This is a genomic window from Rhodococcus olei (genome assembly GCF_039540555.1).
GTDB classification, from domain to species: domain Bacteria; phylum Actinomycetota; class Actinomycetes; order Mycobacteriales; family Mycobacteriaceae; genus Rhodococcus_G; species Rhodococcus_G olei.
This window is the reverse complement of record NZ_BAABFB010000053.1, coordinates 16,495-39,615: the sequence shown is the minus strand read 5'-3', so window position 1 is coordinate 39,615 and position 23,121 is coordinate 16,495. Positions and strand designations below refer to the sequence as shown.

The window sequence follows — 23,121 nt, the reverse complement described above, 5'->3', positions numbered from 1 at the left end:
AACGCGGCGACGGTGCGGTCCAGATTGTCCCCGATCGTGTCCCCCAGCATCGGGGTGTCCCACACCCCACAGGCGTAGCTGGGCAACGGTTCGATCGCCGACATACCGGTCATCAGGAACACCTTCCGTGGGGAGCACAGCGCAGTCCGCAGTTGTCGAATCCTGCGACAGGAAGGTGCTGTGATGCACCCGACACGTGTCGAGTGTTCGCCGCCCGGTGTCCGACGAACGTATCCGGACACCTCGTTCCGGAGAACGTCGGCGAATGACATAGTTCCTCTGCGCCAAGGAACCACCCTGCGCGCCCGCGGAACTGTCGCGGACCGCGCAGGATGCAGCATCACGACGACGGACGGTGGGTGACCGGTGAGCAACGACCAGCTGAGAATGTCCGACCTGGGCTCGGACTCGGTGTCGGTGCTGCGGATCATCTCGTACTTCGACGCGCTGGGCGAGTCCGCCGCGAACGCGGACACGATCGTCCGATCGGCGGCGTTGCTTGCGCAGTGCCCGGTGGCAGCGCGCTGGGCCGGTGGATCGGTGATCGGGTACGACGCGTTGGGCGACCCGCTTGTCGAGCCCCGTCCTCCGGAGACGACGAGGCGTGACCTCGACGTGTGGCTCGACCGCGGCGGCGCGGATCATCCGCTGGACTCGGTGCTGTTGGACCGGCTCCGGCACACCCTGCGGGTGGCGGAAGCGCAGTCGGCGGTCGTCAGAACCGGTTCGCAGATGGGAGATCCGGCGCTGCTCGAGGTGGTTCTCTCCGACAAGGAGCGGCGTGAGGACCGGCTCCGGGCGGTGCAGTTGCTGGGGTTGGATCCGGCGCAACCCGTTCGGGTGCTGGCCGTGTCGGCGGCGGCGATCGGGCCGGCGATGGAGCTGATCACGCAGACGTGTTCGGGTCGCCTGGTCCGTTCGGTGGCCGCGGGAAACCTGACCGCGGTGTTGGTGCAGGACGGGCAGGACGGTCGCGCGCTGGCGATGGACCTGCACGCCGCGATCGCGGCCCGGTATCCGACGCCGCTGACGCCGGACGTCGATCGCGGCCCGTGGGTCGGGGTGGGCGAACGGATGAGCGTCTACGCCGCACCCGGGTCGTGGAAGCAGGCGCGGCGCGCACTTCGATTCGCGTCGTCGACGCTCTACGGCAGGCGGGCGGTGGCATACGCCCCGCTGAGTTCGCTGCAACTGCTCGCGGAGCTCCCGCTCGAACGGCTGCTGAACGATCCGGATGTCGCGCGGCTCAACGCGTTGGCGACCTCCGCCACCGGGGCGCAGGAGGTCACGACACTTGAGGCCTTCTGCGCGTTCGGGTCGTTGCGCCGCACCGCGGCCGAACTGCACGTTCATCACAGCACGGTCGCCGCCCGCCTGGCGCACGTCGAGGCCGAGATGGGCTGGGACCTGGAGCAGGCGATCGACCGCTTCATGGCGACGCTGGTGCTGATGATCCGCCGGATGGCGTTGACGTCGACCGAGCTGGCCGCAGCGGAGGTCTTCGGGCCCGAGGCGTGAGGTGCCTTCCGACGCTCGGCGGACGACGGGGCGAAAACCGTCGACACTTGTCGGATGAGCCGAGGGTGTGTCCTGCGTCACCATCGGAGGCGACATCGAATTCCTCCGAAGACAGGACACCGACATGGCCGTGATCGACCCCAGCCGTACGTGGGAACCGCTCGAGCAGCGTCTCGCCGTGACCACCAACGAACGTCACCGAGTGGTGCTCAATGCGGTGCTCACCCACGCGAAGGCGGAGGCCGTGCCGGACCTGGACGGCCTGATGGCGACCCTGTGCCCCACGCCCGACTACCACTTCTGGAACGACGGACAGGATGTCGGCCCGAAGGGCACCGAGGGCGTGCGGGCGTACTACACGGCGTTCGTCGAGTCGCGCTCGAACGTCCTCGAGTTCGCCATCGACCGGCTCGTCGTCGACGATCACTGCCTCGTCACCGAGGGTGACCTGAAGCAGATCTACCCCGGGTCGTACGCCGCGCAGATCGGGATCCCGGTCGACGACGAGTCCGCCGATTACCTGATCGTGTTCCGGCAGCTGATCCTGTGGCCGGTGGACGAGAACGGGCTGATCCAGGGCGAGGATTCGTACCACTCGGGCCCGCGGAGCATCACGAAGCTCTCGTTCGACGAGCTTCCGCAGGAGTACATCGATCTCGTTCACACACCCGCGCACTGATCGCACGGGGCCGGCCGCTCCCTCGGGAGCGGCCGGCCCCGTGCGTGGTCGAGAAAGGTGATGCGCTGCAACGGGAGTGGGTGATCTCGGTGCCGGGCGGTGATTCTCGTCCGGTCGCGGGATACGATGGCCTGACCGGGTTCTTTCGACCACGGCGAGGGAGGTCGAGGGGTGCCCCGCGCCCTCGTCCGTGGGTGCTCGCGTCCCAACTCGCCCACTCACGGCGCCACTCATCCGAAGAGTCGGAGTGGACGAATCCGGTTTCCGGTGAAAGGAATTCCGATGTTCACCAACAAGACCCTCGGGTGGGCGGCAGCGTTGATCGCGACGGTGGGCGCGCTTCCGCTGGCGATGCCGGCGACCGCGTCGGCCGCCCCCGTCCCGTTCATTCCGTCGTCGATCTCGAGTTGTGCCCCGGGCGAGTGGCTCACGTTCAACGCCGACCGGGTCGGCGCCGCCGAGATCAGCTACACCACCGCGGCGCCGATGTCGAAGTGGTACGGCGCCGTCGTCATGTGGACCAACCTGACCACCGGCTTCCAGGGCATCGCGTTCCTCAACGCGCCGCCGGCAGTCGTCGGGTTGGGACCCGTCGTGAGTCAGGTGGCCGGTCTGCTGCCCTGCTCGGTGTCGTCGGGCGTGGTCATCACCTGAGCCGCCTACTTGCCGGTCGTGGTCGACAGCGTGTGCGTGTGCGACCGCACCGCGTCCCGGAGTTCCCGGCGCGAGAGCGTGTGCGCACCGCACGCGCAGCGGGCCGGGAGGGTGTCGTCCTCGAACTCGGTCGCATCGAGCAGGTCCACGTACTCGGTGCCGAGGCTGTCGCCGTGGTGGGCGGTGTCGACGAAATCGCGGGAGCCGTGCGTGTGTGGTGCGCGACCCGCCACGAAAGCGGGGCCTTCCGGTGTTCTGTACACCGTCGCGACGTGATGATTCGCCGGACAGGTGACACGCACGAGGGCATGGTCGCTGCGCTGTGAGCCGAGGGCGTCGACGGCCTCCCGCGCGAGACGACGTCGGTCGACGGGGGTTAGGGCTACGTTCCTCATCACTCCATTGCACACCCGATGCGCGGCAGGGCCAATCGTCATTTTCGATCGGTTCGGCCCGGCGGTCGGTCATCGGCCGGTAGCGGCGGTCGGCGACCGGCCCAGCGCCCGGCGAGATCGTCGGGCGCTGGGCCGGCCGCTACCGGCGCGCGGCGGCCTCGCGCCCCGCGACACGGCCGAAGGCCAGGCAGTCGGCGATGTGGAAGCCCCCGTCCTTCGCCCAACTGTAGGTCGAGCTCACCGCACCGGCGGCGAACAGTCCGTCGATGACGGAACCGAACGGGTCGAGCACCTGGGTGCGACCGTCTCGGCGCGGACCGCCGTTGCTCCATCCGAGCAGCGGAGCGGCGACGAGCGCGTAGAACGGTGCCTGCGACACCGGTGCGAGGGTGCCGGGGTCGCGCCCGAAGTGGTCGTCGCGGCCCTGCACGCAGGCGTCGTTGTACAGCGCGACCGACCGTTCCAGAGTCTGCTCGTCCATCCCCACCTTGCGCGCGAGTTCGGCGATGGAGTCCGCCTGCACGATCCAGCCCTTCTCGATCTCGGCGCTGTTGTCCTCGCTCCAGCGGTGGTCCTCCATCAACAGCTTCCAACCGACGGGCAGCACGTCCCGGCCGGGGCTCAGCGGCCCCGCCGTGCGCATCCGCTCGTCGAAGACGACGTGGAAGTCGTGCGTCGGGAACAGTTCGTACCGGCCGCCCCGGCCGACGTGGCCGTGCCGGTTCTCGGCGGTCTCGTCGGCGAACCTGCGACCGTCCGCCGACACGAACAGGTAGTGGTGGGCCGCCCACAACGCGAGATAGAACCCGGAACCGTCGTCGGCTCGGGCGCCGGTGATCGTCATCATGTTGTCCATGTGCCACAGGTCCGCGCCGACCTTCTGCGCCATCCGGTGCCCGTCGCCGGTGCCCGACGGTGAGCCCCACAGCGGGGGATCGACGAGCCTCAGGTAGTCCCGAACCATCTGCGGGTTCGCCTCGAACCCGCCTGTCGCCAACACGATCCCACCGCGACTTCCGATCCTGCGGGGCTCTCCGCTCGACTCGACGATCACCCCGACGACGGCGCCGTGCGCGTCCGTGACGAGTTCGCGGGCCGGTGTCGAGAACCGCACCTCGATGCCCCGCTCGGCCAGGACACCGACCAGGAAGTCGAACAGCAGGAACTCGCCCATCCGGCCGCCGACGGTGTCCATCCCCGCGTAGCACTCGCTGCCGTCGACGCCGAGGTACTCCGGCTCGAGGTGATACTGGTCGCTGGTGGCGACGTCCGCGCCGAGTGAGCGCAGCCACTCGGAGTTGCGGGCGGTCTCCTGCGCCCACGCGGTCACGACGTCGTCGGCGACCGGGTAGTCGCCGCACAGCGCCCGCAGGAAGACGGCGGCACTGCGTGGGTCGCGGTTGACGAACCAGCCGCCGCCGGAGACGCGGGTGTTGCCGCCGGCCGTGGCGCGGTCGCACTTCTCGATGACGAGCACCCGGGCACCGGCGTCGTGGGCGGAGATGGCGGCGGCGCAACCCGCAGCGCCCACCCCGGCCACCACTACGTCGTACAGTTCGTCGAATTCGTTCTCTGCCATGCGATTCCTTCCGACTGTCACCTGCGCGGAACCGTAGGCACAGTCCGGCACGACATACATCACCGTTCCCGTCGGGCGGGACCGGGCGCCGACCCCGGGTGGGACCTGTCCCGCTGGGCGGGAGCGATGCTGGGGTAACCGCCGCAGGGCGTCTTGAATGATCGAACGGCCGGGAGTGATCGCCGTCACACAGCCGTGTCGCGGAGGGCCCGCGGCCGTCCGGCGGTGTTGTCGCTCGGCGCCCTCGTTCCGTTGCCCACCGATCCACAGGAGTATGTCGATGCGATTCACCTACGCCGAGGCGATGACCAACCCGGACTTCTATCTGCCGCTGGCGCAGGCCGCGGAGAAGGCCGGTTTCCACAGCATGACCGTCGCCGACAGTCTCTGCTATCCGCGGGAGTCCGACTCGGTGTATCCCTACACCGCGGACGGGAGCCGGGAGTTTCTCGAGGACAAGGCGTTTCCGGAGGCGCTGATCCTCACCGCGGCGCTGGGTGCCGTGACGAGCACGCTGCGCTTCACCCCGTTCGTGCTCAAACTGCCGGTGCGGCCGCCGGTGCTGGTCGCCAAGCAGGCGGCCACGATCGCGCAGATGACGGGCAACCGGCTCGGTCTCGGCGTCGGTGTCAGCCCGTGGCGCGAGGACTTCGAGGTGATGGGCGTGCCGTTCGCCAAGCGGGGCAAGCGCATGGACGAGGCCATCGACATCGTGCGCGGACTCACCCGAGGCGGCTACTTCGAATTCCGCGGCGAGTTCTACGACGTTCCCGCGATCAAGATCAACCCCGTTCCGACCGAACCGATCCCGATCCTCATCGGCGGCCACAGCGACGCAGCGCTGCGCCGCGCGGCGGTCCGCGGGGACGGCTGGATGCACGCCGGAGGTGACCCGGAGGAGCTCGATCGCCTGCTCGACAAGTTGCGGAAGTTCCGGGCGGACGCCGGAACCGCGGATCGCCCGTTCGAGATCCACGTGATCTCGACCGAGGCCTACACCGTCGACGGCATCAAGCGGCTCGAGGACAAGGGCGTCACCGACGTGGTCGTCGGATTCCGTAACTCGTACGACGCGGGCCCGGACCTGGAACCGCTCGAGTCGAAGATCGCCACCCTCGAGGGCTACGCCCAGTCGATCATCGCCCAGGCGGGCTGACGCCTCGCCTCACCCCCGCCGTCGGGTGGGAGGTGAGCGACCGGGCGGTGTCGTCTGCGGCGACAAATCGGCGGGTGGTCGGCGTGCAGGTGCGCACGCCGACCACCCGCCGTTCGGGGTCTAGCTGCCGAATCCGCCGAGCAGGTCCGCCAGGCCGAAGTCCTGGCTGCCGGTGCCGCCGCCGGTGGTCGGGGCCGCGGTCAGCGTGACCTTGGCGGGGTCTCCGAGCTTGACGTACGGGTTGGTGCTCGCACCCTCCTTGCACTGGGAGATCACCGCGTACGTGCCGGCCGGCAGCGGGATCGACGAACCGGTGGCGTCGCCGCCGGTGAAGCCGGGGTATCCGATCTCGTAGACGCGGGTGGTCTTGTCGTAGACCGGCGCGTCGAACGGGAAGATCTGTGCCTCACAGTGATTGAGTGCCTCGGTGGTGGCGATGCCCTTCAGGGCGACGGTGATGACGCTGCCGCTGGCGGTGACGGTGGCGGACCCGGTGACGGCCGCGGCGCCGAGTGCGGGGTTCGCGACCATCGCGAGTGCGGACAGTCCGGCGACGGCGCCGATGCCTGCGACGCGGCGCATGCGGGAAGAAGCCATGTGATGAGTCCTTTTCGAATCGGCACCACGCCGTTGCCGGCGTGGTGAGCGCGCTCGGTGGACGGGCGGCGGAGGGCGCCGGACCGCGGATCCACCCGAAAGAATGGTTAGCCTGCCCTTGTTGAGGCGAGGCTAAGTAAAGGCGTTCGGCGCGACGTTGTCAACCGCCGTGCCGGGCGCCGAGTTGCGGGCCGAAACGGCAGGTCACAAGCTTGTGGACCGTCCAGTTCGGGATGCCCGTTTTGCGGAATTCTCGGCGACGTGGTCCACCCTCAGGCCCTGTGCCGGGGTCGAAGATGTTCCGGGTGCGGCCGTCCGGTGGCAGTGTGGGCGGGGTCCATTCCGTGCGCGCCCCGGGAGGGTCGTGGTGAGTCGGGTCGGCAGCGTCGTCGCCGGTGGGGTGGCCGGGTGAGCGCGCCGACACCGGGCCGTCCGGCGACGCGTCGGTCGCGGATGTGGCCGCTCTACGCGGCCGGGTTCACCACCGCGTTCGGGGCACACGCGGTCGCGGCCAGTCTCGGCGCCGAGGCCGCCGACCTGGGCGGCTCTCTGCTGTATCTCGGTGTGCTGCTTGCGTTGTACGACGGAGCCGAGGTGCTGCTCAAGCCGGTGTTCGGCACGCTGGCGGACCGGGTGGGTGCGCGACCGGTGTTGCTCGGCGGCCTCGTCGCGTTCGTGCTCGCGTCGGCGGTGTTCGTGGTCGTCGACGACCCCGGATGGCTGTGGGTGACCCGACTCGGGCAGGGGGTCGCGGCGTCGGCCTTCTCGCCCGCGGCGAGCGCGCTGGTCGCCCGGCTGAACGCGAACACCGAGCACGGCGCGGTGTTCGGAACGTACGGCTTCCACAAGAGCATCGGATACACCCTCGGCCCGCTGCTCGGTGGAGTGATCGTCTGGCTCGGCGGACTGGAGTGGCTGTTCGCGTCGGTGGGCCTCGTCGCGGCGGTGGTCGCCTGCTGGGCGGCGCGGGCCGTGCCGGCGGTGCCGCCGCTGCCGAGGGCGAGGCAGACGGTGCTCGACCTGGCCCGCCGCGTCGTCGACCGGGCCTTCCTCGGTCCGACCGCGGCGCTCGCCGCCACCACCGCGGCCCTGTCGGTCGGGGTCGGATTCCTCCCGGTGTCCGGAGTCGCCGCGGGGCTGGGGCCGGTCGCGACCGGGGCCGTGGTGTCCGTTCTGGCCGCCACCGGCGCCGTCGTCCAGCCCCGGGCGGGCCGGGCCCTCGATGCGGGACGATTCACCGCGGCGTCGGGAATGGTTGTGGGACTGCTGATCACCGCCGCCGGCCTGGGCTGTGCGACGGTGCCGGGCGCTGTCGGTGCGCTCCTCGCCGCGGTGGGGGTCGGGATCGGGACCGGGATCGTCACGCCGCTCGGGTTCGCCGCGCTGGCGGCCTCGGCGTCGCCGGAACGTCTCGGGCAGACGATGGGCGCCGCCGAGGTCGGTCGCGAGCTCGGTGACGCGGGCGGGCCGATGCTGGTGGCCGGTGTCGCCACCGCGGCGACACTCACGCTGGGGTACGCGGTGCTCGTCGCGGCCGCGCCCGTGGTGGGGGTGTGGCGGTCCGGTCGACGCGGCTGAGGGCCGGCGTCCCACGGTCCCCGGTGCCTCCCGGCTCCGGTGCTGGCACGGGAACGGGCCGTTCTCCCGCGCCGACGGTGGCCGGGTCTGCCGTCCCGCATACGAGTGCGCACTTGCGCACATGAAGGGATATGGTGAGGTCCGGTCAGAATCTCGACGATCCCGGAGGAACCCGTGTTGTTGAGCGTGCTGCGGCATCGCCGGTACCGGCGGCTGTTCGCCGCACAGGTCGTCGCGCTGGTCGGCACCGGTCTGCTGACCGTCGCCCTGGGCCTGCTGGCGTACGACATCGCGGGCAGCGACGCCGGGGCGGTGCTCGGCACCGCTCTGGCGATCAAGATGGTCGCCTACGTCGCGGTCGCCCCGGTGATCACCGCGGTCACCGATCGGGTCCCGCGGAAGGTGCTGATGGTCTCGGCGGACGCGGTGCGGGCCGTGATCGCGTTGATGCTGCCGTTCGTCGGCCACACCTGGCAGGTCTATGCGCTGATCTTCGTGTTGCAGGCGGCCTCGGCCACGTTCACCCCGACGTTCCAGTCGGTGATCCCGTCGGTGCTCGAGGACGAGGACGAGTACACCCGCGGACTCTCGCTCTCCCGGCTCGCCTACGACCTCGAATCGCTGCTCAGCCCGGTCCTGGCCGCAGCGCTCCTGACGGTGGTGTCCTACAACCTGCTCTTCCTCGGGACCGTCGCCGGGTTCGCCCTCTCCGCCGCTCTCGTCGTCACGACGCGGTTGCCGCGGCTGGTGCCCGTCGACCGGTCGATTCCGTTGGGGCACCGCATCACCCGCGGCGCCCGGGTGATGATGGATCGTCCCGTGCTGCGCGGGCTGCTGGCGATGAACCTCGGCGTCGCGGCGGCCACCGGCCTCGTGGTGGTCAACACCGTCGTCTACGTCCGGGATCTGCTCGGCGGCAGCAACACCGGCGTCGCGTTGGCCCTCGGCAGTTACGGCGGCGGCTCGATGCTCGTCGCGCTGCTCGTGCCGCGCCTGCTCACCCGGTTCGGCGACCGCACCCTGATGCTGACGGGCGCCGGGATCCTCCCGGTCGGGTTGGCCACGGCCGCGACGATCTCGGCGGTCGACCCGTCCCCGGGGCGGGGGTGGGCGGTGTTGGCGGTGACCTGGATCGGACTCGGCGCGGGGACGTCGATGATCAACACCCCGGCGGCCCGGCTGCTGCGCGCCGAGTCGACGCCCGAGTCGCGGGCGTCGGTGTTCACCGCCCAGTTCTCGCTCTCGCACGCCTGTTTCCTGCTCACCTATCCGATCGCCGGCTGGGTGGGGGCGGCGGCGGGTCAGTTCACGGCCGCGGTGATCCTGACCGCACTCGCTACACTCGCAGCGACAACGGCATCGCGGGTGTGGCCGGCGGACGAGGCCGCCGTGGGTGTCGAGGTGGTGACGGCCGGAAGGTGACGACGATGGCGGCGGACGAGGCGAACGCCGGCGCGCCCCGACGGGCGGGCGCCAGCCTGAGCCATGCCGCCGCCGCGGACCGGCCCCACCTGGATGCGGCGACGAGCACCTTCCGGATGCTCTCCGATCCGACCCGGCTGCACATCCTGTGGATCCTCGCCGACGGTGAGGCCGACGTCAGCGCCCTGACCGACGCGTGCGGCGCCTCGCGGACCGCCGTCAGCCAGCACCTGGCCAAGCTGCGCTTCACCGGTCTCGTCGACACCCGCAAGGACGGGCGCCGGGTGATCTACCGCATCCGCGACGGCCACCTCGCGCGCCTCGTCCGCGAGGGCATGAACCACGCGGACCACGTCGTCACCGGGGAGCCCCCACACGAATAGCGCCGTCGCCGCGGTGGGTCAGCTCTCCGTCGGCACGCCGGCGATGCGGCGCTCGCCACCGTTGGCCTCCTGCCACAGGCGGTACACGTCCACCGCGTCCTCGCGCGGCTCGTGGCGCATGGGCAGCCGTCGCTCGTCCCACGGCTTGGCGAACTCGTCGTAGAAGGAGTTCAGCTCGAAGTACTTGCGGTCGTCGACGTAGTGCGGTTCGTACGCGTCGCGGGTGGTGAGGAAGACCACCTCGTCGGGAGAGCAGTAGTACAGCGCGCCGAGGCACATCGGGCAGGGCAGCGCGAGGATGTAGATCGTGGCGCCGGTCAGGTGCTCGGTGCCCAGCTTGGTGCAGGCCTCGCGGATGGCGAGGATCTCGGCGTGCGCGGTCGGGTCGCTGGTCTGGGCGACCAGGTTCGGGCTTTCCGCCAGGATCTGGCCGTCCTTCACGATGACGGTGGCGAAGGGGCGTCCGCCGTCCGCGACGTTGCGGCGGGCGAGGTCGATGGTGTGCTGCGCGAAGTCCATGGTGTTTCTCCTCGGGTGGCGGTGGGTCCCCGGAAGCCGGGGTGGGGGAGGGGCGCCCGGCCGGTGCGCGGAGCCGGTGTGCCCCTCCCCGGGGCGGATTCGGCCGGTCGGGGTGCGACCGGGTGCGGTCAGAACGGCTTGGTGGGCAGGTACTTGCCGTCGAGGGTGATGACGGCACGCTCGCCGCCCTCGGGATCGGCGACCTTCTTCACGTCGAGCTTGAAGTTGATCGCGCTGATGATGCCGTCGCCGAACTGCTCGTGGACGAGGGCCTTGAGGGTGGTGCCGTAGACCTGCAGCATTTCGTAGAAGCGGTAGATCGTCGGATCGGTCGGGACGCCTCCGGGGATGGACCCGCGGGTCGGGATCGTCTGCAGCAGCGTCGCGGCGCCCTCGTCGAGCCCCAGCAGTTCGGCGACCGCGACGGCTGACTTCTCGGGGAGGGCGTGCTGGCCGAGGACTGCGGCGGTGACGAAGGCCACCGAGTAGCCGGCGGCGTCCGCGATCTCCTGCCAGGTCAGGTCTTTCGTCGTCTTGGCCTCAACGGCCGCGATGGCCAGTGCCTGGCGGGCAGTGGGGTCGAATTGTGCGTGCACCATGGGGTGATTCCTTTCTGGTCGAACGCCGACTTGTCGTGAGGGACGGCGCCCTGGATGGTGGTCCCGCGCGGCGCGGAGACCGTCACTGGAGGGTCAGGCGACCGGTGTGCGTGCGGATCCGGAGGCGTCGAACACGGTGACCGCACCGGTGCCGATGTCGAACACCCAGCCCTCGACGGACACGGCGCCGGCGTCGACGGCCCGCGACACCGACGGGTGGGTCAACAGGTTGGTCAGCTGCGCAACGACATTCGACCGCACGAGGCGCGAGACGCGGTCGTCCGTCTCGGCTCCGACGGTGTCGATGGTCTCGACGTGTTCGAGCCATTCGGCGACCGCCGGCGTGCCGCTGAGGTCGTGCTGCTCCGCGAGTGCGGTCATCGCACCGCAGCCGGAGTGGCCGCACACCACGATGCGCGAAACCCCAAGCACGGCAACGGCGAACTCGATGCTCGCCGCGACGCCATCGGCTCCGGACGTGTGGACCGGGACGAGATTGCCCGCCGTACGGACGACGAACAGCTCGCCCGGCTCGCTGTTGGTGATCAGCTCCGGAACGACGCGGGCGTCGGAGCAGCCGATGAACAGGGTCTCGGGACGATGGTTCGTCGCGAGACGGGCGAACAGATCGGACTTGGTGGGGAAGACATCGCGTTGAAAGTGCGTGACGCCGGCAGCGAGGTCGTGCACGGATCGCTCCCTTCGGTGGTCGCATGGCCGATGGCCCTGACGACATCCACAATGCACAACCTGCCGATATAGAGTCCAATACTTACTTTCCATGGACTCGATTGCTTTCATCTATGGCGGGCGGTCGAGTACGGCCGGTGGGTGCACGGCGATCAGGTGGACCGGGCCGCGTCCTCGGCGATCGCGGCGAAGGCGCGGGCGGCCGCCGCGTGATAGGACGTGCTGCGCCGCAGCAACTCCACGGTCCGGGTGGGCATGGCGGGAGTCGTTGCGACGGAACGCAGGTCGGGATGCACGCGGGTGATCGCGTCCGGCAGGACCGTCGCGAGCGCCCCCCGCCGGACGAACTCGACGAGGGCGCCGATCGAGTTGGCCTCCACCCCGATGCGCGGCGCGATCCGGCACTCGTCGAAGTAGGAGTCGATGTGCGCCCGCGTCACGAAATCGCTGCTGAGCAGGGCCAGCGGATGCTGCGGGAGCTCCCGGGCCTCGACCGGCTCCGAGCGCGCGGCGAGAGGGTGGGTCGACCCGACCACGAGACCGAGGTTCTCGGTGAGCAGCGCGGTGCTCTCGATCCCGCTGACGTGCGGGCCGGCGAACGCGATGCCGAGGTCGACCCGGTCGTCGAGCACGTCGGCCTCGATCCGGTCCTGTGTGGTCTCCACCACCGTGAGCGTCACGCCGGGGTGCATCGCGTGGAACCGATGCACCAGAGGGCCGATGAGGTAGGCCGTGATGGTCGGCGTCATGGCCACCCTCAGGTGCCCCCGGGACAGGTCCTGCACATCGTGGACCGCGCGTTCGCCGGCCTCGAGGTCCCGCAGGGCCAGCCGGGCGTGGCGCGCGTACGTCTCACCGGCGTCGGTGAGGCGAACCGTACGACCGGACCGGTCGAGCAACTGCACGCCGAGCGCCCGCTCGAGCTGCTTGACCTGCTGCGACAGCGTCGGCTGCGAGATGTGCAACGCCTCCGCAGCGCGGGTGAAGTTTCCGTGATCGGCCACCGCCAGCAGGTACCGGATGTGGCGCAGCTCCATGGGCGTCACTATAGATCCGCACGGTGCCCGGGTGGCGCGGGCCGCGCCCTCGTCTGTGCTCCGGCGCCGAGATCCCCACTCCTGCAGACCGAACCCTCGCTCCCGCCGTACTCGCGATCGCGCCCCGGGACGGAGCGGCGGCGACGCCGGGAGATCGCCGGACGGCGCCCACCCCACTTGGTGGAGATCTCCACGAGCCCCTCCTCGGCTCGGCGTGTCACGCCAACCTGGATCCACCGCTGATCGGACCGTCCCCGCGATGTACACCGGGTGGCAAACGAACTCGACGAGAGGCGCGACGCGGTTGCTGCGATTGTCGCTGCCCGAACCAGCGTGTGCCGGCCAGGTCGGGGGTGGTGGCCGGGCTGGCGGGGGTCGATGAGGATCTTGGCGTGTTCTTCCGGGTGACCGAGGGCGGCGAAGGCTGCATCCACGCCGGAGACCAACACGCTGTTGCGCGGAGGCGTTCATGTCGTTCAACACCCTCGCCGACGAGCGGGTCACCGGCCCGCACCTGGTGGTGACGGCGTTCGATCCGATCTGAAACTGATCTCCGGTGAGCGGATGTACATGGACCCGAGCTTCGGACAGATGATGACCGAACAGCTCGGTCCCGCCTTCGCAAGCCTGCCCGGCGTTTCGAGAATCAGCGATTCCGCTCCTTCCATCGACAAGCACGACGCGTACAAATTCGCGGCTGCTCGCGGACTGACCATCACTCCTCCCGCGTAAGCCGGGCGGCCGCTGATTGTGGGTCGAACCGGGCTTCGCGTCGTCGGGCGGGTGGTAATACGCGACGTGGGGCTCAGGTTCGGAATCGGGTGGGGATTGTCCTCGATTCGGCTTGTGTGGTGGTGGAGATTCTCGGGCGCCTCGGCAGCGGCCTGGTTCATCTGTCCACCTTCCCGGATGAGCCGAACATCAACGGGTTTCGATCGTCTCGGCGTGCCGATTCCTCGCTGCGGCGGGGATCCACAACCGTCTTCGCAGCAGCGAGTCGCCGCTGTTCGGTGGGATAGGCTGTCCGTTGACGAAGAGTTCCTGCGTGCTACCCGTTGCCCCGGGAGGCGCTGTCCGATGGTGTACAGCCGATGAGCGAGGACGATCCGTTTCCGACGGCCCGTGACATCACCGTGCCGGTCACCGAGGATTTGAGCGCGGTCGGGTTCAGTGATGCCGAAGAGATCGGGCGAGGCGGTTTCGGTGTGGTCTATCGCTGCACCCAGGCGTCGCTCGATCGGACGGTGGCGGTGAAGATTCTCACCGCCGAGCTGGATGCGGACAACCGGGCGCGGTTCTTCCGTGAGCAGCGCGCAACGGGTCGGCTGACAGGGCATCCGAACATCGTCACCGTGCTGGAAGCGGGAGCGACGGCGAGCGGCCGCCCCTATCTGGTGATGCCGTACTACCCGCTGGACTCCCTGCATTCACGGATTCGCCACCAGGGCCCGCTGCCGGAAGAGGCCGTGTTGTGGATCGGGGTCAAGATCGCCGGGGCCTTGGACAGCGCGCATCGCCTCGGCATCGTCCATCGAGACGTGAAACCGGGGAACATCCTGCTCACCGATTACGGCGAGCCCATGTTGACGGACTTCGGGATCGCGCACACAACCGGTGGGTTTCAAACATCTCCGGACAGGCTGACCGGGTCGCTGACGTTCACGGCACCCGAGGTGCTCGAGGGCGAAGCTTCGACCCCCGCTGCCGACGTCTACGGGCTGGGAGCCACCCTGTTCTGCGCGCTGACCGGTCACGCCGCATTCGAGCGCCGCACCGGTGAGAATCTGGTGACCCAGTTTCTGCGGATCACCACTCAGCCGGTGTCGGATCTGCGCGAGCACGGCATCGCCGAAGACGTGTCCGCACTGATCGCGGCCGCGATGAGCCGCGACCGGGACCAGCGGCCGTCGGCGACGGCGTTCGGCGAGGCGATCCGGCAGGTGCAGCGCCGCCGCGGGTTCGTCGTCGACGAGGCGGAGTCGCACACCGAAGGAACCCACGCCGTCCCGCACCGCACCGCCCCGAGGCCGGGGTGGAGCCCGCTGGTGGCAGCGACATCCCGGGGTCTCGGGACCTTGCCGCCGGAGTTGACCAGCTTCGTCGACCGGCGGACCGAGCTGGCCGAGGTGAAGAGTCTGCTGTCCTCGGCTCGGCTGGTGACGTTGACCGGAATCGGCGGCGTCGGCAAGACACGGTTGGCGCTGCGCGCCGCGGCGACCGCGCGCCGGGGCTTCGCTGATGGAGTGTGGTTTGTCGAGCTGGCCGACCTGTCCGACCCGTCGCTGCTGATCGATGCCGTGGCGGCCGGCCTGGGGTTGCGTGACGATCCGGCGCGGCCGTTGTACGACGTAGCGGTCGAGTTTCTCTCCGCACGGCATTCACTGGTGGTGCTGGACAATTGCGAGCAGCTCGTCGTGGCGGCGGCGAACCTGGTCGAGGCGTGGTTGCGGGACTGTCCGAACCTACGGATCCTGATCACCACCCGCGAACCGCTGGACATCGCCGGAGAGGCGATAGTGCAGGTGCTGCCGCTGACGGTGCCGGCCCCGGTTCACCAGCCGTCACCGCGAGGACTGGCTCGTTATGACGCGGTGACCTTGTTCCTCGACCGGGCGACCGCGGTGGTGCCGGGCCTCGATCTGTCGGAGGCCGACAAGTCGACCGTGGCCCGGATCTGTGCCTGGCTGGACGGGTTACCGCTGGCGATCGAGCTGGCGGCGGCGCGGATGCGCACGCTGTCGCCCGCGCAGATCTTGGAGCGACTCGATGATCGCTTCACATTGCTGACCCGCAGCAGCCGCACCGCTCCCACCCGGCAGAAGACGCTGCGATGGTGCATCGACTGGAGTTATGAACTGTGCACCGAGGACGAGCAGCTGCTGTGGGCTCGACTGTCGGTGTTCGCCGGTGGATTCGAGCTCGACGCCGCGGAACAGCTGTGCGGTGGTGATCTGGCTGCCGACGATCCGCTCGATGTGCTGTCCTCACTCGTGGACAAGTCGATCGTGACCCGGGACGAGTCGAATGGCATCGTCCGCTTCCGGATGCTCGATTCGATCCGCGACTACGGCTGGCAGAAGCTGCGGGAGTTCGGCGCCGACCAGCACATGCGGCGCCGACACCGCGACTGGTACCAGCAGCTGGCGTTGGCCGCGGAGGCCGAATGGATCAGCGAGCGGCAGCTCTATTGGACTGCCAGGCTCGAGCGCGAACAGCCCAACCTCCGCGATGCGCTCGAATGCAGCCTGAGCGAGGGCACCGGGCAGGCGGCCGACGCAGCACTACGGGCCGCCGCCGCACTGCACATGTTCTGGACTTTCCGGGGCCTGTCCGGCGAGGGTCGGCGCTGGATCGACCGAATCCTCAACCACCCTGCCCAACAATCCATTTCCGATCGTGTCAGGGCGCTCCAGGTCGGCGGTGTCATGACGGCGGTACAGAACGACGTGCCGGCGGCGGCCGTCCTCGTCGAGGAGGGACGCCGGCTCGCGGCACGGGAGCCCACGCCGATGAATCGGGCGCTGGTGGACTACGCGGACGGCGTGGTGGCGCTCTACCGGGGTGAGCCGGCTCAGGCGTCCTCCCTCTTCGAACCGGCTGTCGAGGCGTTCAGCTCGAATCGGCAAGGGTTCCTTCATGTTGCGGCTCTGTCCGGACTCGCCATGGTGCGTGAACTGGTCGGTGACACGCAGCGGGCGATCGAGTGCTACCGCGAGCTGATTTCCATCACCGAGGCGTGCGGCGAGTCGCTCTTTCGGGCATCCGCGTTGTGGGGCATGGCCAGCGTGGTGTGGAAGAACGGCGAACGGGGAGAGGCGATCCGACTCGTCGAGAATTCGCTGCGAGTCAACCAGCAGATACGGAGCCCGCTCGTCGCCGCGTTGAACCTGGAGGTGTTGTCCTGGATTGCCGGCGCCGACGGTGACGCCGAACGCGCAGCCGTACTGATGGGAGCCGCGGCGGAGCTGCAGCGGTCCATGGGCAATCCGGCGACCATACTCCCGCAGCCGCACCATCTCCACAACGAATGCGTCCGGACGACGCGATCGGCTCTCGGCCCCCGGAGATTCGAAACGGCCCTGCGGAAAGGCCGGGCGATGGAAATGGACGAAGCGGTGGCGTACGCACTCAACGCGCAACCTGCCGACACCCCACCCACGTCCGGTCCGGGCGGGAGTCTGACCAAGCGCGAGCGTCAGGTTGCCGACCTCGTCGCCCAGGGCCTCACCAACAAGCAGATCGCCGCCAAACTTGTTATCTCCCAACGCACCGCCGAGGGACACGTCGAGCACATCCTCGCCAAACTCGGGTTCACCTCCCGCGCACAGGTCGCAGCGTGGGTCGCGGAAGCCGGCGAGCGACAGAGTCGGCGATCGGGTGGCGGGGGTGAGGGCCGATGACGATCCGGCTCGCGTTCCGCCCTCCCGTGGTCAGGCGTGCGCCCGCGGACGAGTAGTGGAACACCCGAACCGTCACGTCGACGACACCGGCAGGAGGCAGGTCATGGCGCAGAGCAACGAGCAGCCCGAACGCCGAGGACGCACCACCCGTTTCGCGGTGCTCGCGACGTCCGCGGCCCTCGTGATCGCGGGCTGCTCACAGACTTCGGAGCCGACGTCCTCACCCACGTCGGACGGGTCTCCGCCCGCCGCGACGGCCGCCGTGCCGACGGGCGCGGTGCTGAAGCCCGTCGATCCGGCAGGATTCCAGGCCACCGTGGCCGCGGCCGCCGAGGCGATGACGGTTCCCGGGGCGGTGGTCCTGGTCGACACCCCACAGGGAGCCTTCACTGCGGTGGTCGGCACCACGAAGCTGGACGAGCAGACGCCGCCGGACGTCGGTACCCACCTCCGGATCGCGTCGAACACGAAGACGATGACCGCCGCGCTGATCCTGCTGCTCGCCCAGGACGGCCGACTCGACCTCGCCGATCCGGTGTCCAAGTACGTTCCGGGGGTACCCAACGGCGAGAACATCACCCTCGCAATGCTGCTGACGATGCGTAGCGGACTGTACGACTACACGAGCGCGCCCGAGCTCGCCGCGACACTGGACGCTGATCCGACCAAGGCCTGGACACCGCAGGAGGTTCTCGACATCGCGTTCCGGCACCCGCCGGAGTTCCCGCCGGACGCCGCCTACGACTACAGCAACACCAACTACGCGCTGTTGGGCCTGGTCGCCGAGCGGGTGGGGGGACGCGCACTGGCCGAACAGTTCCGGGAGCGGTTGTTCGGCCCGCTCGGGCTGCCGCAGACCTCGCTGCCCGCGGCCGACGACAACACCATCCCGGATCGCCACTCGCACGGCTACATGTACGGGGACTCCTCCTACGCGCTGGTCGACAAGGACTACCCCGCCGACATGCAGGAGGCGGCACTGTCCGGAGCGTTGCAGCCCGTCGACTACACCGACCAGAACCCCTCCTACGCCACCGCCGCCGGTGGCGCCATCTCGACAGCGGAGGACCTGGCCTCGTGGATCCGAACGCTGGTGTCGGGCAAGGTCTTCAATGCCGAGTACCGGCAACGGTGGCTCCACAGCCTGCGACCCGAGGACCCGAACGCACCCGACGGACAGCAGTACGGGTACGGCATCAGTCACCAGCGCTTCGGTCCGCAGGCCGCGATGTACTACCACGGTGGGGAACTGCCCGGCTTCAACTCGTTCATCGGATACGACCCGGACAACGACGTCACGCTCGTCATCTGGACGAACCTGACCCTGTCGCCGGAGGGCAAGACCACGGCGAACGCCCTGCTGCCAACTGTTCTCGACGAGATCTACACGGGGCTGTCGGTGGCGCCCGCGCCGACCCCCGTCCCCACCCGGTAGTGCGTGTCGGTGACGTGGGGCGGGCTGTTGCCGCTCCGTGAGTCTGCGGGTGCCGAAGGGGTGCCGAGGATTGTCGATCGGATGAACGACAGGAGCGCCGGTGGATGCATTGTCCTGCAACGAAAACGGCACGTCCGCAAGGATTCCCAACTGGACGCTCGTCTCGTTTCTGGACACACGCCCAGGTTGCGCCGCCCCGTGGCCTGCCGTAGAAATGGAGCTCACAGCGTCACAGAGTCGTGATCTGTATCACATCGTTTCCGTGGGTGGATCCGCGGAACCGCGCCTAAATACCGCTCTACAGAGTTCTTCGGGGGGACGGACCACACCGGTCCGCTGGGGGACGGAAAGGCCCTGATGCTGTTGCCCATGTCGCCGACCGATTCGATGTTCCTGCTGGGCGAGTCCCGCGAGCACCCCATGCACGTCGGCGGACTGGTGCTGCTCGAGCCGCCGGAGGGGGCGCAGGCCCTGGACGTGCGCGCGATGCTCGATGCGGCCGTCACCGGCGGGCGGGTCGCGCCGCTGCTGTCCAAGCGACCCGCCCGGTCGCTGACCTCGTTCGGGCAGTGGGGTTGGGAGACGGTCGCCGAGGTCGACCTCGACCACCACATCCGCCACGACGCGCTGCCCGCCCCTGGCGGCATGGCCGAGCTGATGGACCTGGTCTCCCACCTGCACGCCGGCCTGCTCGACCGCAGCCGCCCGCTGTGGGAGGTGCACCTGATCGAGGGTCTCGCCGACGGCCGCTACGCCGTCTACGTGAAGATCCACCACGCGCTCGCGGACGGGGTGTCCGCGATGAAGCTGCTGCGCAGCGCGCTCACCGACGACCCGGACGCCCGGGACATGCCCGCGCCGTGGGAGCCGCTGACGCGCGAGCGGCGGCTGCGTGTCGTGCCGGATGCCGACCCCCGGGTCGCGGGGCCGCTGGACCTGCCGATGGCGGCGCTGCGGGGTGCCCGCGACGTGGTCGGCGAGGTCGCCGGGCTGGTGCCCGCGATCGCCGGAGCGATCGACCGCGCCCGGCACGACCGCGGGGGCGCGCTCTCGCTCTCGGCGCCGCAGTCGGTGCTCAACGTGCCGATCGGCGGTGCCCGTCGGTTCGCGGCCCGGTCGTGGCCGTTGGAGCGGCTGCGGCTGGTCGCCAAGTGCGCCGACGCCACCGTGAACGACGTCGTGCTCGCGATGTGCTCGGGTGCGCTGCGCACGTTCCTGGCCGGTCGGGGTGCGTTGCCGGAGGATCCGCTGGTCGCGATGGTGCCGGTCTCGCTGCGGGGTGAGAACCGGGAAGGTAAGGCGGGCAACGAGATCGGGATGCTCTCGTGCAACCTCGGCACCCACCTCGACGAGCCGGCGCGGCGCCTGCACACGGTGCGGGAGTCGATGTCCGACGGCAAGGACGCGATGCGCACGATGAGCCGGACCCAGGTGCTGGCGGCCAGTGCCCTCGGCACGGCCCCGTTGGCGCTGGGCATGTTCGGGATTGCCGGGCCGCTGCGTCCGGCGAATGTGATGATCTCCAACGTTCCCGGGCCGCGGACGCCGCTGTACTGGAACGGTGCCCGGGTCAGCGCTCTGTACCCGCTGTCGATCCCGGTCAACGGGCAGGCGTTGAACATCACGTGCACCAACACCGACGACGAGATCGCGTTCGGGCTCACCGGGTGCCGCCGGGCTCTGCCGCGGCTGTCGTCGTTGCTCGACCACCTCGACGACGAACTCGCTGCGCTCGAGGACGCGGTCGGCCTCTAGCGTCGATCGCGGTGCACTCCGTAGCCGGCGAGCCGACAGCTCGACTCGGAACAAACTGACAGACAGGATGATTCACCGAATGTCCGCTGCAACGATGCAGACCCCCGCAGGCCCGTCCGCGTCCGGCGGGACGCCGAGTACCGCCGAGATCAAGGCCCGCATCGAGGCGCTGTTCGCCGACCGCCCGGAGCCCTCCGGCACCCGCTCCGGGGAGTGAGCATCGGTCCGGGTCCGACCGCGGGATCGCGCTAGCGGATCTCCGTGTCGGTGCGCCACCGACGTGGACGCGGACAACCAGGGCAGGGGTACCGTCGGATTGGCACGGTCCGTGGGCGGGAGTGTCGATTCGATGTCGCGTGGCGCGCGCGGTAGGCCCGGAAACCTACCCCAGGACATGACCAGTTTCGTCGGTCGCGAGAGTGAGGTGGCCGCCGGTCGGCGGCTGCTGTCCGAGTCCAGGTTGGTCACGCTCACCGGGATCGGTGGAGTCGGCAAGACGCGGTTGGCGCTCCGGATAGCACAGGAAAGCCGTCGGGTGTTCGACGACGGTGTCTGGTTGATCGAGCTCGGAGAGCTCGGGGATCCGGTGCTGCTCGCCGACTCGGTCGCGGCGGTGCTCGGGTTGCGTGAGGTGTCCAGTCGCCCGCCGCTCGACCTGCTCGTCGACTACTGCGCCGGACGGAATCTGATGCTCGTCCTGGACAACTGCGAGCACCTGGTCGAAGCGGTCGCGGAGCTGACGGAGGCGCTGCTCCGGGCCAGTCCGGGGCTGCGGATCCTCGCCACCAGTCGGGAACAGCTCGCGATCTCCGGGGAGGTGGCCCTGCGGGTGCCGCCGCTCGCGGTGCCGGATCCCGACCGGCTGCCGACGCAGGACGGGATGTCCAGGTACCCGGCGATGACCCTGTTCGTCGAGCGCGCGGGCGCTGCCCTGCCCGGGTTCGGCCTCACGGACGAGAACACGCTGGTCGTTGCCCGGATCTGCCATCGCCTGGACGGGCTGCCGCTGCCGATCGAGTTGGCCGCGGCGCGCCTGCGCGCGATGTCGGCGCAGCAGATCCTGCAGCGGCTGACGGATCGGTATCGGCTGTTGACCATCGGCCACAGGGGCGCGCCCCCGCGGCAGCAGACGCTGCGAATGTGCGTCGACTGGAGCCACGAGCTGTGCACCGACCAGGAGCGGGAGCTGTGGGCCCGGCTGTCGGTGTTCGCCGGCGGCTTCGAACTCGACGCCGCGGAAGGAGTGTGTGCCGGTGACCTCGAGCCCGAGGACGTTCTCGACGTGGTCGCCGCGCTGGTGGACAAGTCGATCCTGATCCGGGAGGACCACGGCGACGTGGTGCGTTACCGGCTGCTCGAGACGCTGCGCGACTACGGCCTGGAGAAGCTGGAGGGCAACGGGGATCTCGACGCGCTGCGCCGGCGGCATCGGGACTGGTACGAGCTCCTGGTGCTGCGCGCGGAGGCGCAGTGGATCGGCCCCCGGCAGATGCAGTGGATCCGACGACTCGACCGGGAACAGGCGAATGTGCGCGACGCCCTGGACTACTGCCTGTCCCGTCCGGGCGAGGCGGAGTCCGCGCTGCGGATCGCGGAGGCGATGTACCTGTTCTGGCTCGCGCGAGGGCTGCTCGGCGAGGGCAGGCGGTGGCTGGACCGGGCGTTGGCCGCCCAGGGCGGGCAGCCGACCGCGGCGCGGGTGGCCGCACTGTGTGCGGGCGGTGTGCTCGCCGTGATGCAGGGGGACGTCGCGACGGGGATCGCGCTGACCGGGGAGGCGCGGGCCGCTGCCGCAGCGGTCGGCGGCGAGGAACGCACGGCGCTGGCCCGATCGGCCAGTGGCCATGTGGCGATATTCGCCGGCGACCTGCCCCTCGCGGTACGGGACCTCGAGGAGGCGGTCCGGGCGCTCGGCGTCACCGGGAACCCGCTGCGCCGCGTGGCCGCCCTGCTCGGACTGGCTCTGGCCAGCGGGCTGCGCGGTGACAGCCAGCGGGCGCTGGCCTGTCATGAGGAGATTCTCGCGATCACCGAGGCGCGCGGCGAATCCGTGTACCGGGCCTACTCCCTGTGCGCGCTGGGGCTCGCGGTGGGACAGCAGGGGGACCCGGTCCGGGCGACCGCGCTCCTCGAGGAGGGCCTGCGGCTGACCCGCCTGGTCGACGACCCGCTCACCTGCGCCAGCTGCCTCGAGGCGCTGGCCTGGGTCGCCGCGGAACGGCACGACTGCGAGCGGGCCGCGATCCTGATGGGCGCGGCCGACTCGGTCGGGGAGGAATCCGGAATCAAGCTGGTGATCATTCCGAGCCTCGTCGGCTATCAGAAGCGGCGTCGCAAGCAGGCCCGGGCCGTCCTCGGGTCGGGCGCCTTCGACGCGGCGATGGCGCGCGGTCGCGACCTCGGCCTCGCCGACGCCGTCGCCTTTGCGCTGGACGAGTACGCCCCGTCCCAGGCGCCGCTGCCGCCGTCGGTGCTGACGAAACGCGAACGGCAGGTCGCGGACCTGGTGGCGCAGGGGCTGACCAACCGGGCGATCGCCGAGCAACTGGGGATAGCGCACCGCACCGCGCAGGGACACGTCGAGCACGTCCTCGCGAAGCTGGGCTTCACCACACGCGCGCAGATCGCGGCCTGGGTCGCGGCGGGGGCGACCGGGCCGGATCCGGGTCGATCGCCCGGAGCGGGGGAGGGATAGCCCGGGAACGACCCCGACCCGTCGGAGCAT

19 protein-coding genes are annotated in these 23,121 nt (G+C 69.8%); 12 read left to right on the top strand and 7 right to left on the bottom strand.

Annotated features, from left to right (window positions below; all coding sequences use genetic code 11):
* Nucleotides 1–366 precede the first annotated feature (366 nt).
* The 3 genes from ABD951_RS17815 (at nt 367) to ABD951_RS17805 (ending at nt 2,851) form a co-directional block, all read left to right on the top strand.
* Nucleotides 367–1,518: a PucR family transcriptional regulator gene (locus ABD951_RS17815; protein ID WP_425569882.1), complete on the top strand. Its 1,152-nt coding sequence runs from the start codon at nt 367–369 to the stop codon at nt 1,516–1,518.
* 124 nt (nt 1,519–1,642) lie between these two features.
* Nucleotides 1,643–2,197, top strand: coding sequence for a nuclear transport factor 2 family protein (locus tag ABD951_RS17810; RefSeq protein ID WP_345347807.1), 555 nt, complete (start codon nt 1,643–1,645; stop codon nt 2,195–2,197).
* 282 nt (nt 2,198–2,479) lie between these two features.
* A complete protein-coding gene (locus ABD951_RS17805) occupies nt 2,480–2,851 on the top strand; it encodes a hypothetical protein (RefSeq protein ID WP_345347804.1) in 372 nt (123 codons plus the stop codon).
* Between the two features lie 5 nt (nt 2,852–2,856).
* Here the strand turns inward: ABD951_RS17805 and ABD951_RS17800 are convergent, their stop codons facing one another.
* Both ABD951_RS17800 and ABD951_RS17795 read right to left on the bottom strand, forming a co-directional pair.
* The gene (locus tag ABD951_RS17800) at nt 2,857–3,246 is read right to left on the bottom strand and encodes a hypothetical protein (protein WP_345347801.1); all 390 of its coding nucleotides are present in this window, start codon (nt 3,244–3,246) and stop codon (nt 2,857–2,859) included.
* Between the two features lie 139 nt (nt 3,247–3,385).
* Nucleotides 3,386–4,825 carry an FAD-dependent oxidoreductase gene (locus ABD951_RS17795; protein ID WP_345347798.1) on the bottom strand — a complete coding sequence of 480 codons (1,440 nt, stop codon included), beginning with the start codon at nt 4,823–4,825 and terminating at the stop codon, nt 3,386–3,388.
* A gap of 280 nt (nt 4,826–5,105) precedes the next feature.
* On the opposite strand from ABD951_RS17795, the gene ABD951_RS17790 reads away from it, so the two are divergent.
* On the top strand, nt 5,106–5,981 hold the full coding sequence (locus tag ABD951_RS17790) for a TIGR03619 family F420-dependent LLM class oxidoreductase (protein WP_345347795.1): 876 nt from the start codon (nt 5,106–5,108) through the stop codon (nt 5,979–5,981).
* Between the two features lie 120 nt (nt 5,982–6,101).
* Here the strand turns inward: ABD951_RS17790 and ABD951_RS17785 are convergent, their stop codons facing one another.
* Nucleotides 6,102–6,578, bottom strand: coding sequence for a hypothetical protein (locus ABD951_RS17785; RefSeq protein ID WP_345347792.1), 477 nt, complete (start codon nt 6,576–6,578; stop codon nt 6,102–6,104).
* 453 nt (nt 6,579–7,031) lie between these two features.
* Between ABD951_RS17785 and ABD951_RS17780 the strand changes: the two genes are divergently transcribed.
* The 3 genes from ABD951_RS17780 to ABD951_RS17770 all read left to right on the top strand — a co-directional run bounded on the left by ABD951_RS17780 (nt 7,032) and on the right by ABD951_RS17770 (nt 9,961).
* Nucleotides 7,032–8,156 (top strand): MFS transporter, encoded by a 1,125-nt coding sequence (locus tag ABD951_RS17780; protein ID WP_345347813.1) that lies wholly within the window; start codon nt 7,032–7,034, stop codon nt 8,154–8,156.
* Nucleotides 8,157–8,333: 177 nt separating this feature from the next.
* Nucleotides 8,334–9,578 carry an MFS transporter gene (locus tag ABD951_RS17775; RefSeq protein WP_425569883.1) on the top strand — a complete coding sequence of 415 codons (1,245 nt, stop codon included), beginning with the start codon at nt 8,334–8,336 and terminating at the stop codon, nt 9,576–9,578.
* A 5-nt stretch (nt 9,579–9,583) separates the two neighbouring features.
* Complete coding sequence (locus ABD951_RS17770; protein ID WP_345347787.1) at nt 9,584–9,961, top strand: ArsR/SmtB family transcription factor; 378 nt, start codon at nt 9,584–9,586, stop codon at nt 9,959–9,961.
* Nucleotides 9,962–9,979: 18 nt separating this feature from the next.
* Here the strand turns inward: ABD951_RS17770 and ABD951_RS17765 are convergent, their stop codons facing one another.
* The 4 genes from ABD951_RS17765 to cynR form a co-directional block, all read right to left on the bottom strand.
* Nucleotides 9,980–10,480 (bottom strand): nucleoside deaminase, encoded by a 501-nt coding sequence (locus tag ABD951_RS17765; protein ID WP_345347784.1) that lies wholly within the window; start codon nt 10,478–10,480, stop codon nt 9,980–9,982.
* A gap of 128 nt (nt 10,481–10,608) precedes the next feature.
* Nucleotides 10,609–11,079 carry a cyanase gene (gene cynS, locus ABD951_RS17760; protein ID WP_345347781.1) on the bottom strand — a complete coding sequence of 157 codons (471 nt, stop codon included), beginning with the start codon at nt 11,077–11,079 and terminating at the stop codon, nt 10,609–10,611.
* A gap of 93 nt (nt 11,080–11,172) precedes the next feature.
* Nucleotides 11,173–11,769: a carbonic anhydrase gene (locus tag ABD951_RS17755; protein ID WP_345347778.1), complete on the bottom strand. Its 597-nt coding sequence runs from the start codon at nt 11,767–11,769 to the stop codon at nt 11,173–11,175.
* Between the two features lie 152 nt (nt 11,770–11,921).
* Nucleotides 11,922–12,806 carry a transcriptional regulator CynR gene (gene cynR / locus ABD951_RS17750; protein WP_345347775.1) on the bottom strand — a complete coding sequence of 295 codons (885 nt, stop codon included), beginning with the start codon at nt 12,804–12,806 and terminating at the stop codon, nt 11,922–11,924.
* Between the two features lie 1,091 nt (nt 12,807–13,897).
* On the opposite strand from cynR, the gene ABD951_RS17745 reads away from it, so the two are divergent.
* The 5 genes from ABD951_RS17745 (at nt 13,898) to ABD951_RS17725 (ending at nt 23,091) form a co-directional block, all read left to right on the top strand.
* On the top strand, nt 13,898–17,206 hold the full coding sequence (locus ABD951_RS17745; protein ID WP_345347772.1) for a protein kinase domain-containing protein: 3,309 nt from the start codon (nt 13,898–13,900) through the stop codon (nt 17,204–17,206).
* A gap of 103 nt (nt 17,207–17,309) precedes the next feature.
* On the top strand, nt 17,310–18,641 hold the full coding sequence (locus tag ABD951_RS17740; protein ID WP_425569880.1) for a serine hydrolase domain-containing protein: 1,332 nt from the start codon (nt 17,310–17,312) through the stop codon (nt 18,639–18,641).
* A gap of 357 nt (nt 18,642–18,998) precedes the next feature.
* Complete coding sequence (locus tag ABD951_RS17735) at nt 18,999–20,396, top strand: WS/DGAT/MGAT family O-acyltransferase (RefSeq protein ID WP_345347769.1); 1,398 nt, start codon at nt 18,999–19,001, stop codon at nt 20,394–20,396.
* 79 nt (nt 20,397–20,475) lie between these two features.
* Entirely contained in the window at nt 20,476–20,613 is a 138-nt protein-coding gene (locus tag ABD951_RS17730; RefSeq protein ID WP_345347766.1) for a hypothetical protein, read from the top strand.
* 177 nt (nt 20,614–20,790) lie between these two features.
* Complete coding sequence (locus tag ABD951_RS17725; protein WP_345347763.1) at nt 20,791–23,091, top strand: ATP-binding protein; 2,301 nt, start codon at nt 20,791–20,793, stop codon at nt 23,089–23,091.
* Nucleotides 23,092–23,121 lie beyond the last annotated feature (30 nt).

What these genes read in the sequence shown, in the direction of transcription:
- ABD951_RS17810 (WP_345347807.1), top strand. Translation starts at nt 1,643, where the DNA reads ATGGCCGTGATCGACCCCAGCCGTACGTGGGAACCGCTCGAGCAGCGT.
- ABD951_RS17805 (WP_345347804.1), top strand. Translation starts at nt 2,480, where the DNA reads ATGTTCACCAACAAGACCCTCGGGTGGGCGGCAGCGTTGATCGCGACG.
- ABD951_RS17800 (WP_345347801.1), bottom strand. Translation starts at nt 3,246, where the DNA reads ATGAGGAACGTAGCCCTAACCCCCGTCGACCGACGTCGTCTCGCGCGG.
- ABD951_RS17795 (WP_345347798.1), bottom strand. Translation starts at nt 4,825, where the DNA reads ATGGCAGAGAACGAATTCGACGAACTGTACGACGTAGTGGTGGCCGGG.
- ABD951_RS17790 (WP_345347795.1), top strand. Translation starts at nt 5,106, where the DNA reads ATGCGATTCACCTACGCCGAGGCGATGACCAACCCGGACTTCTATCTG.
- ABD951_RS17785 (WP_345347792.1), bottom strand. Translation starts at nt 6,578, where the DNA reads ATGGCTTCTTCCCGCATGCGCCGCGTCGCAGGCATCGGCGCCGTCGCC.
- ABD951_RS17780 (WP_345347813.1), top strand. Translation starts at nt 7,032, where the DNA reads ATGTGGCCGCTCTACGCGGCCGGGTTCACCACCGCGTTCGGGGCACAC.
- ABD951_RS17770 (WP_345347787.1), top strand. Translation starts at nt 9,584, where the DNA reads ATGGCGGCGGACGAGGCGAACGCCGGCGCGCCCCGACGGGCGGGCGCC.
- ABD951_RS17765 (WP_345347784.1), bottom strand. Translation starts at nt 10,480, where the DNA reads ATGGACTTCGCGCAGCACACCATCGACCTCGCCCGCCGCAACGTCGCG.
- cynS (WP_345347781.1), bottom strand. Translation starts at nt 11,079, where the DNA reads ATGGTGCACGCACAATTCGACCCCACTGCCCGCCAGGCACTGGCCATC.
- cynR (WP_345347775.1), bottom strand. Translation starts at nt 12,806, where the DNA reads ATGGAGCTGCGCCACATCCGGTACCTGCTGGCGGTGGCCGATCACGGA.
- ABD951_RS17745 (WP_345347772.1), top strand. Translation starts at nt 13,898, where the DNA reads ATGAGCGAGGACGATCCGTTTCCGACGGCCCGTGACATCACCGTGCCG.
- ABD951_RS17740 (WP_425569880.1), top strand. Translation starts at nt 17,310, where the DNA reads ATGGCGCAGAGCAACGAGCAGCCCGAACGCCGAGGACGCACCACCCGT.
- ABD951_RS17735 (WP_345347769.1), top strand. Translation starts at nt 18,999, where the DNA reads ATGCTGTTGCCCATGTCGCCGACCGATTCGATGTTCCTGCTGGGCGAG.
- ABD951_RS17730 (WP_345347766.1), top strand. Translation starts at nt 20,476, where the DNA reads ATGTCCGCTGCAACGATGCAGACCCCCGCAGGCCCGTCCGCGTCCGGC.
- ABD951_RS17725 (WP_345347763.1), top strand. Translation starts at nt 20,791, where the DNA reads ATGACCAGTTTCGTCGGTCGCGAGAGTGAGGTGGCCGCCGGTCGGCGG.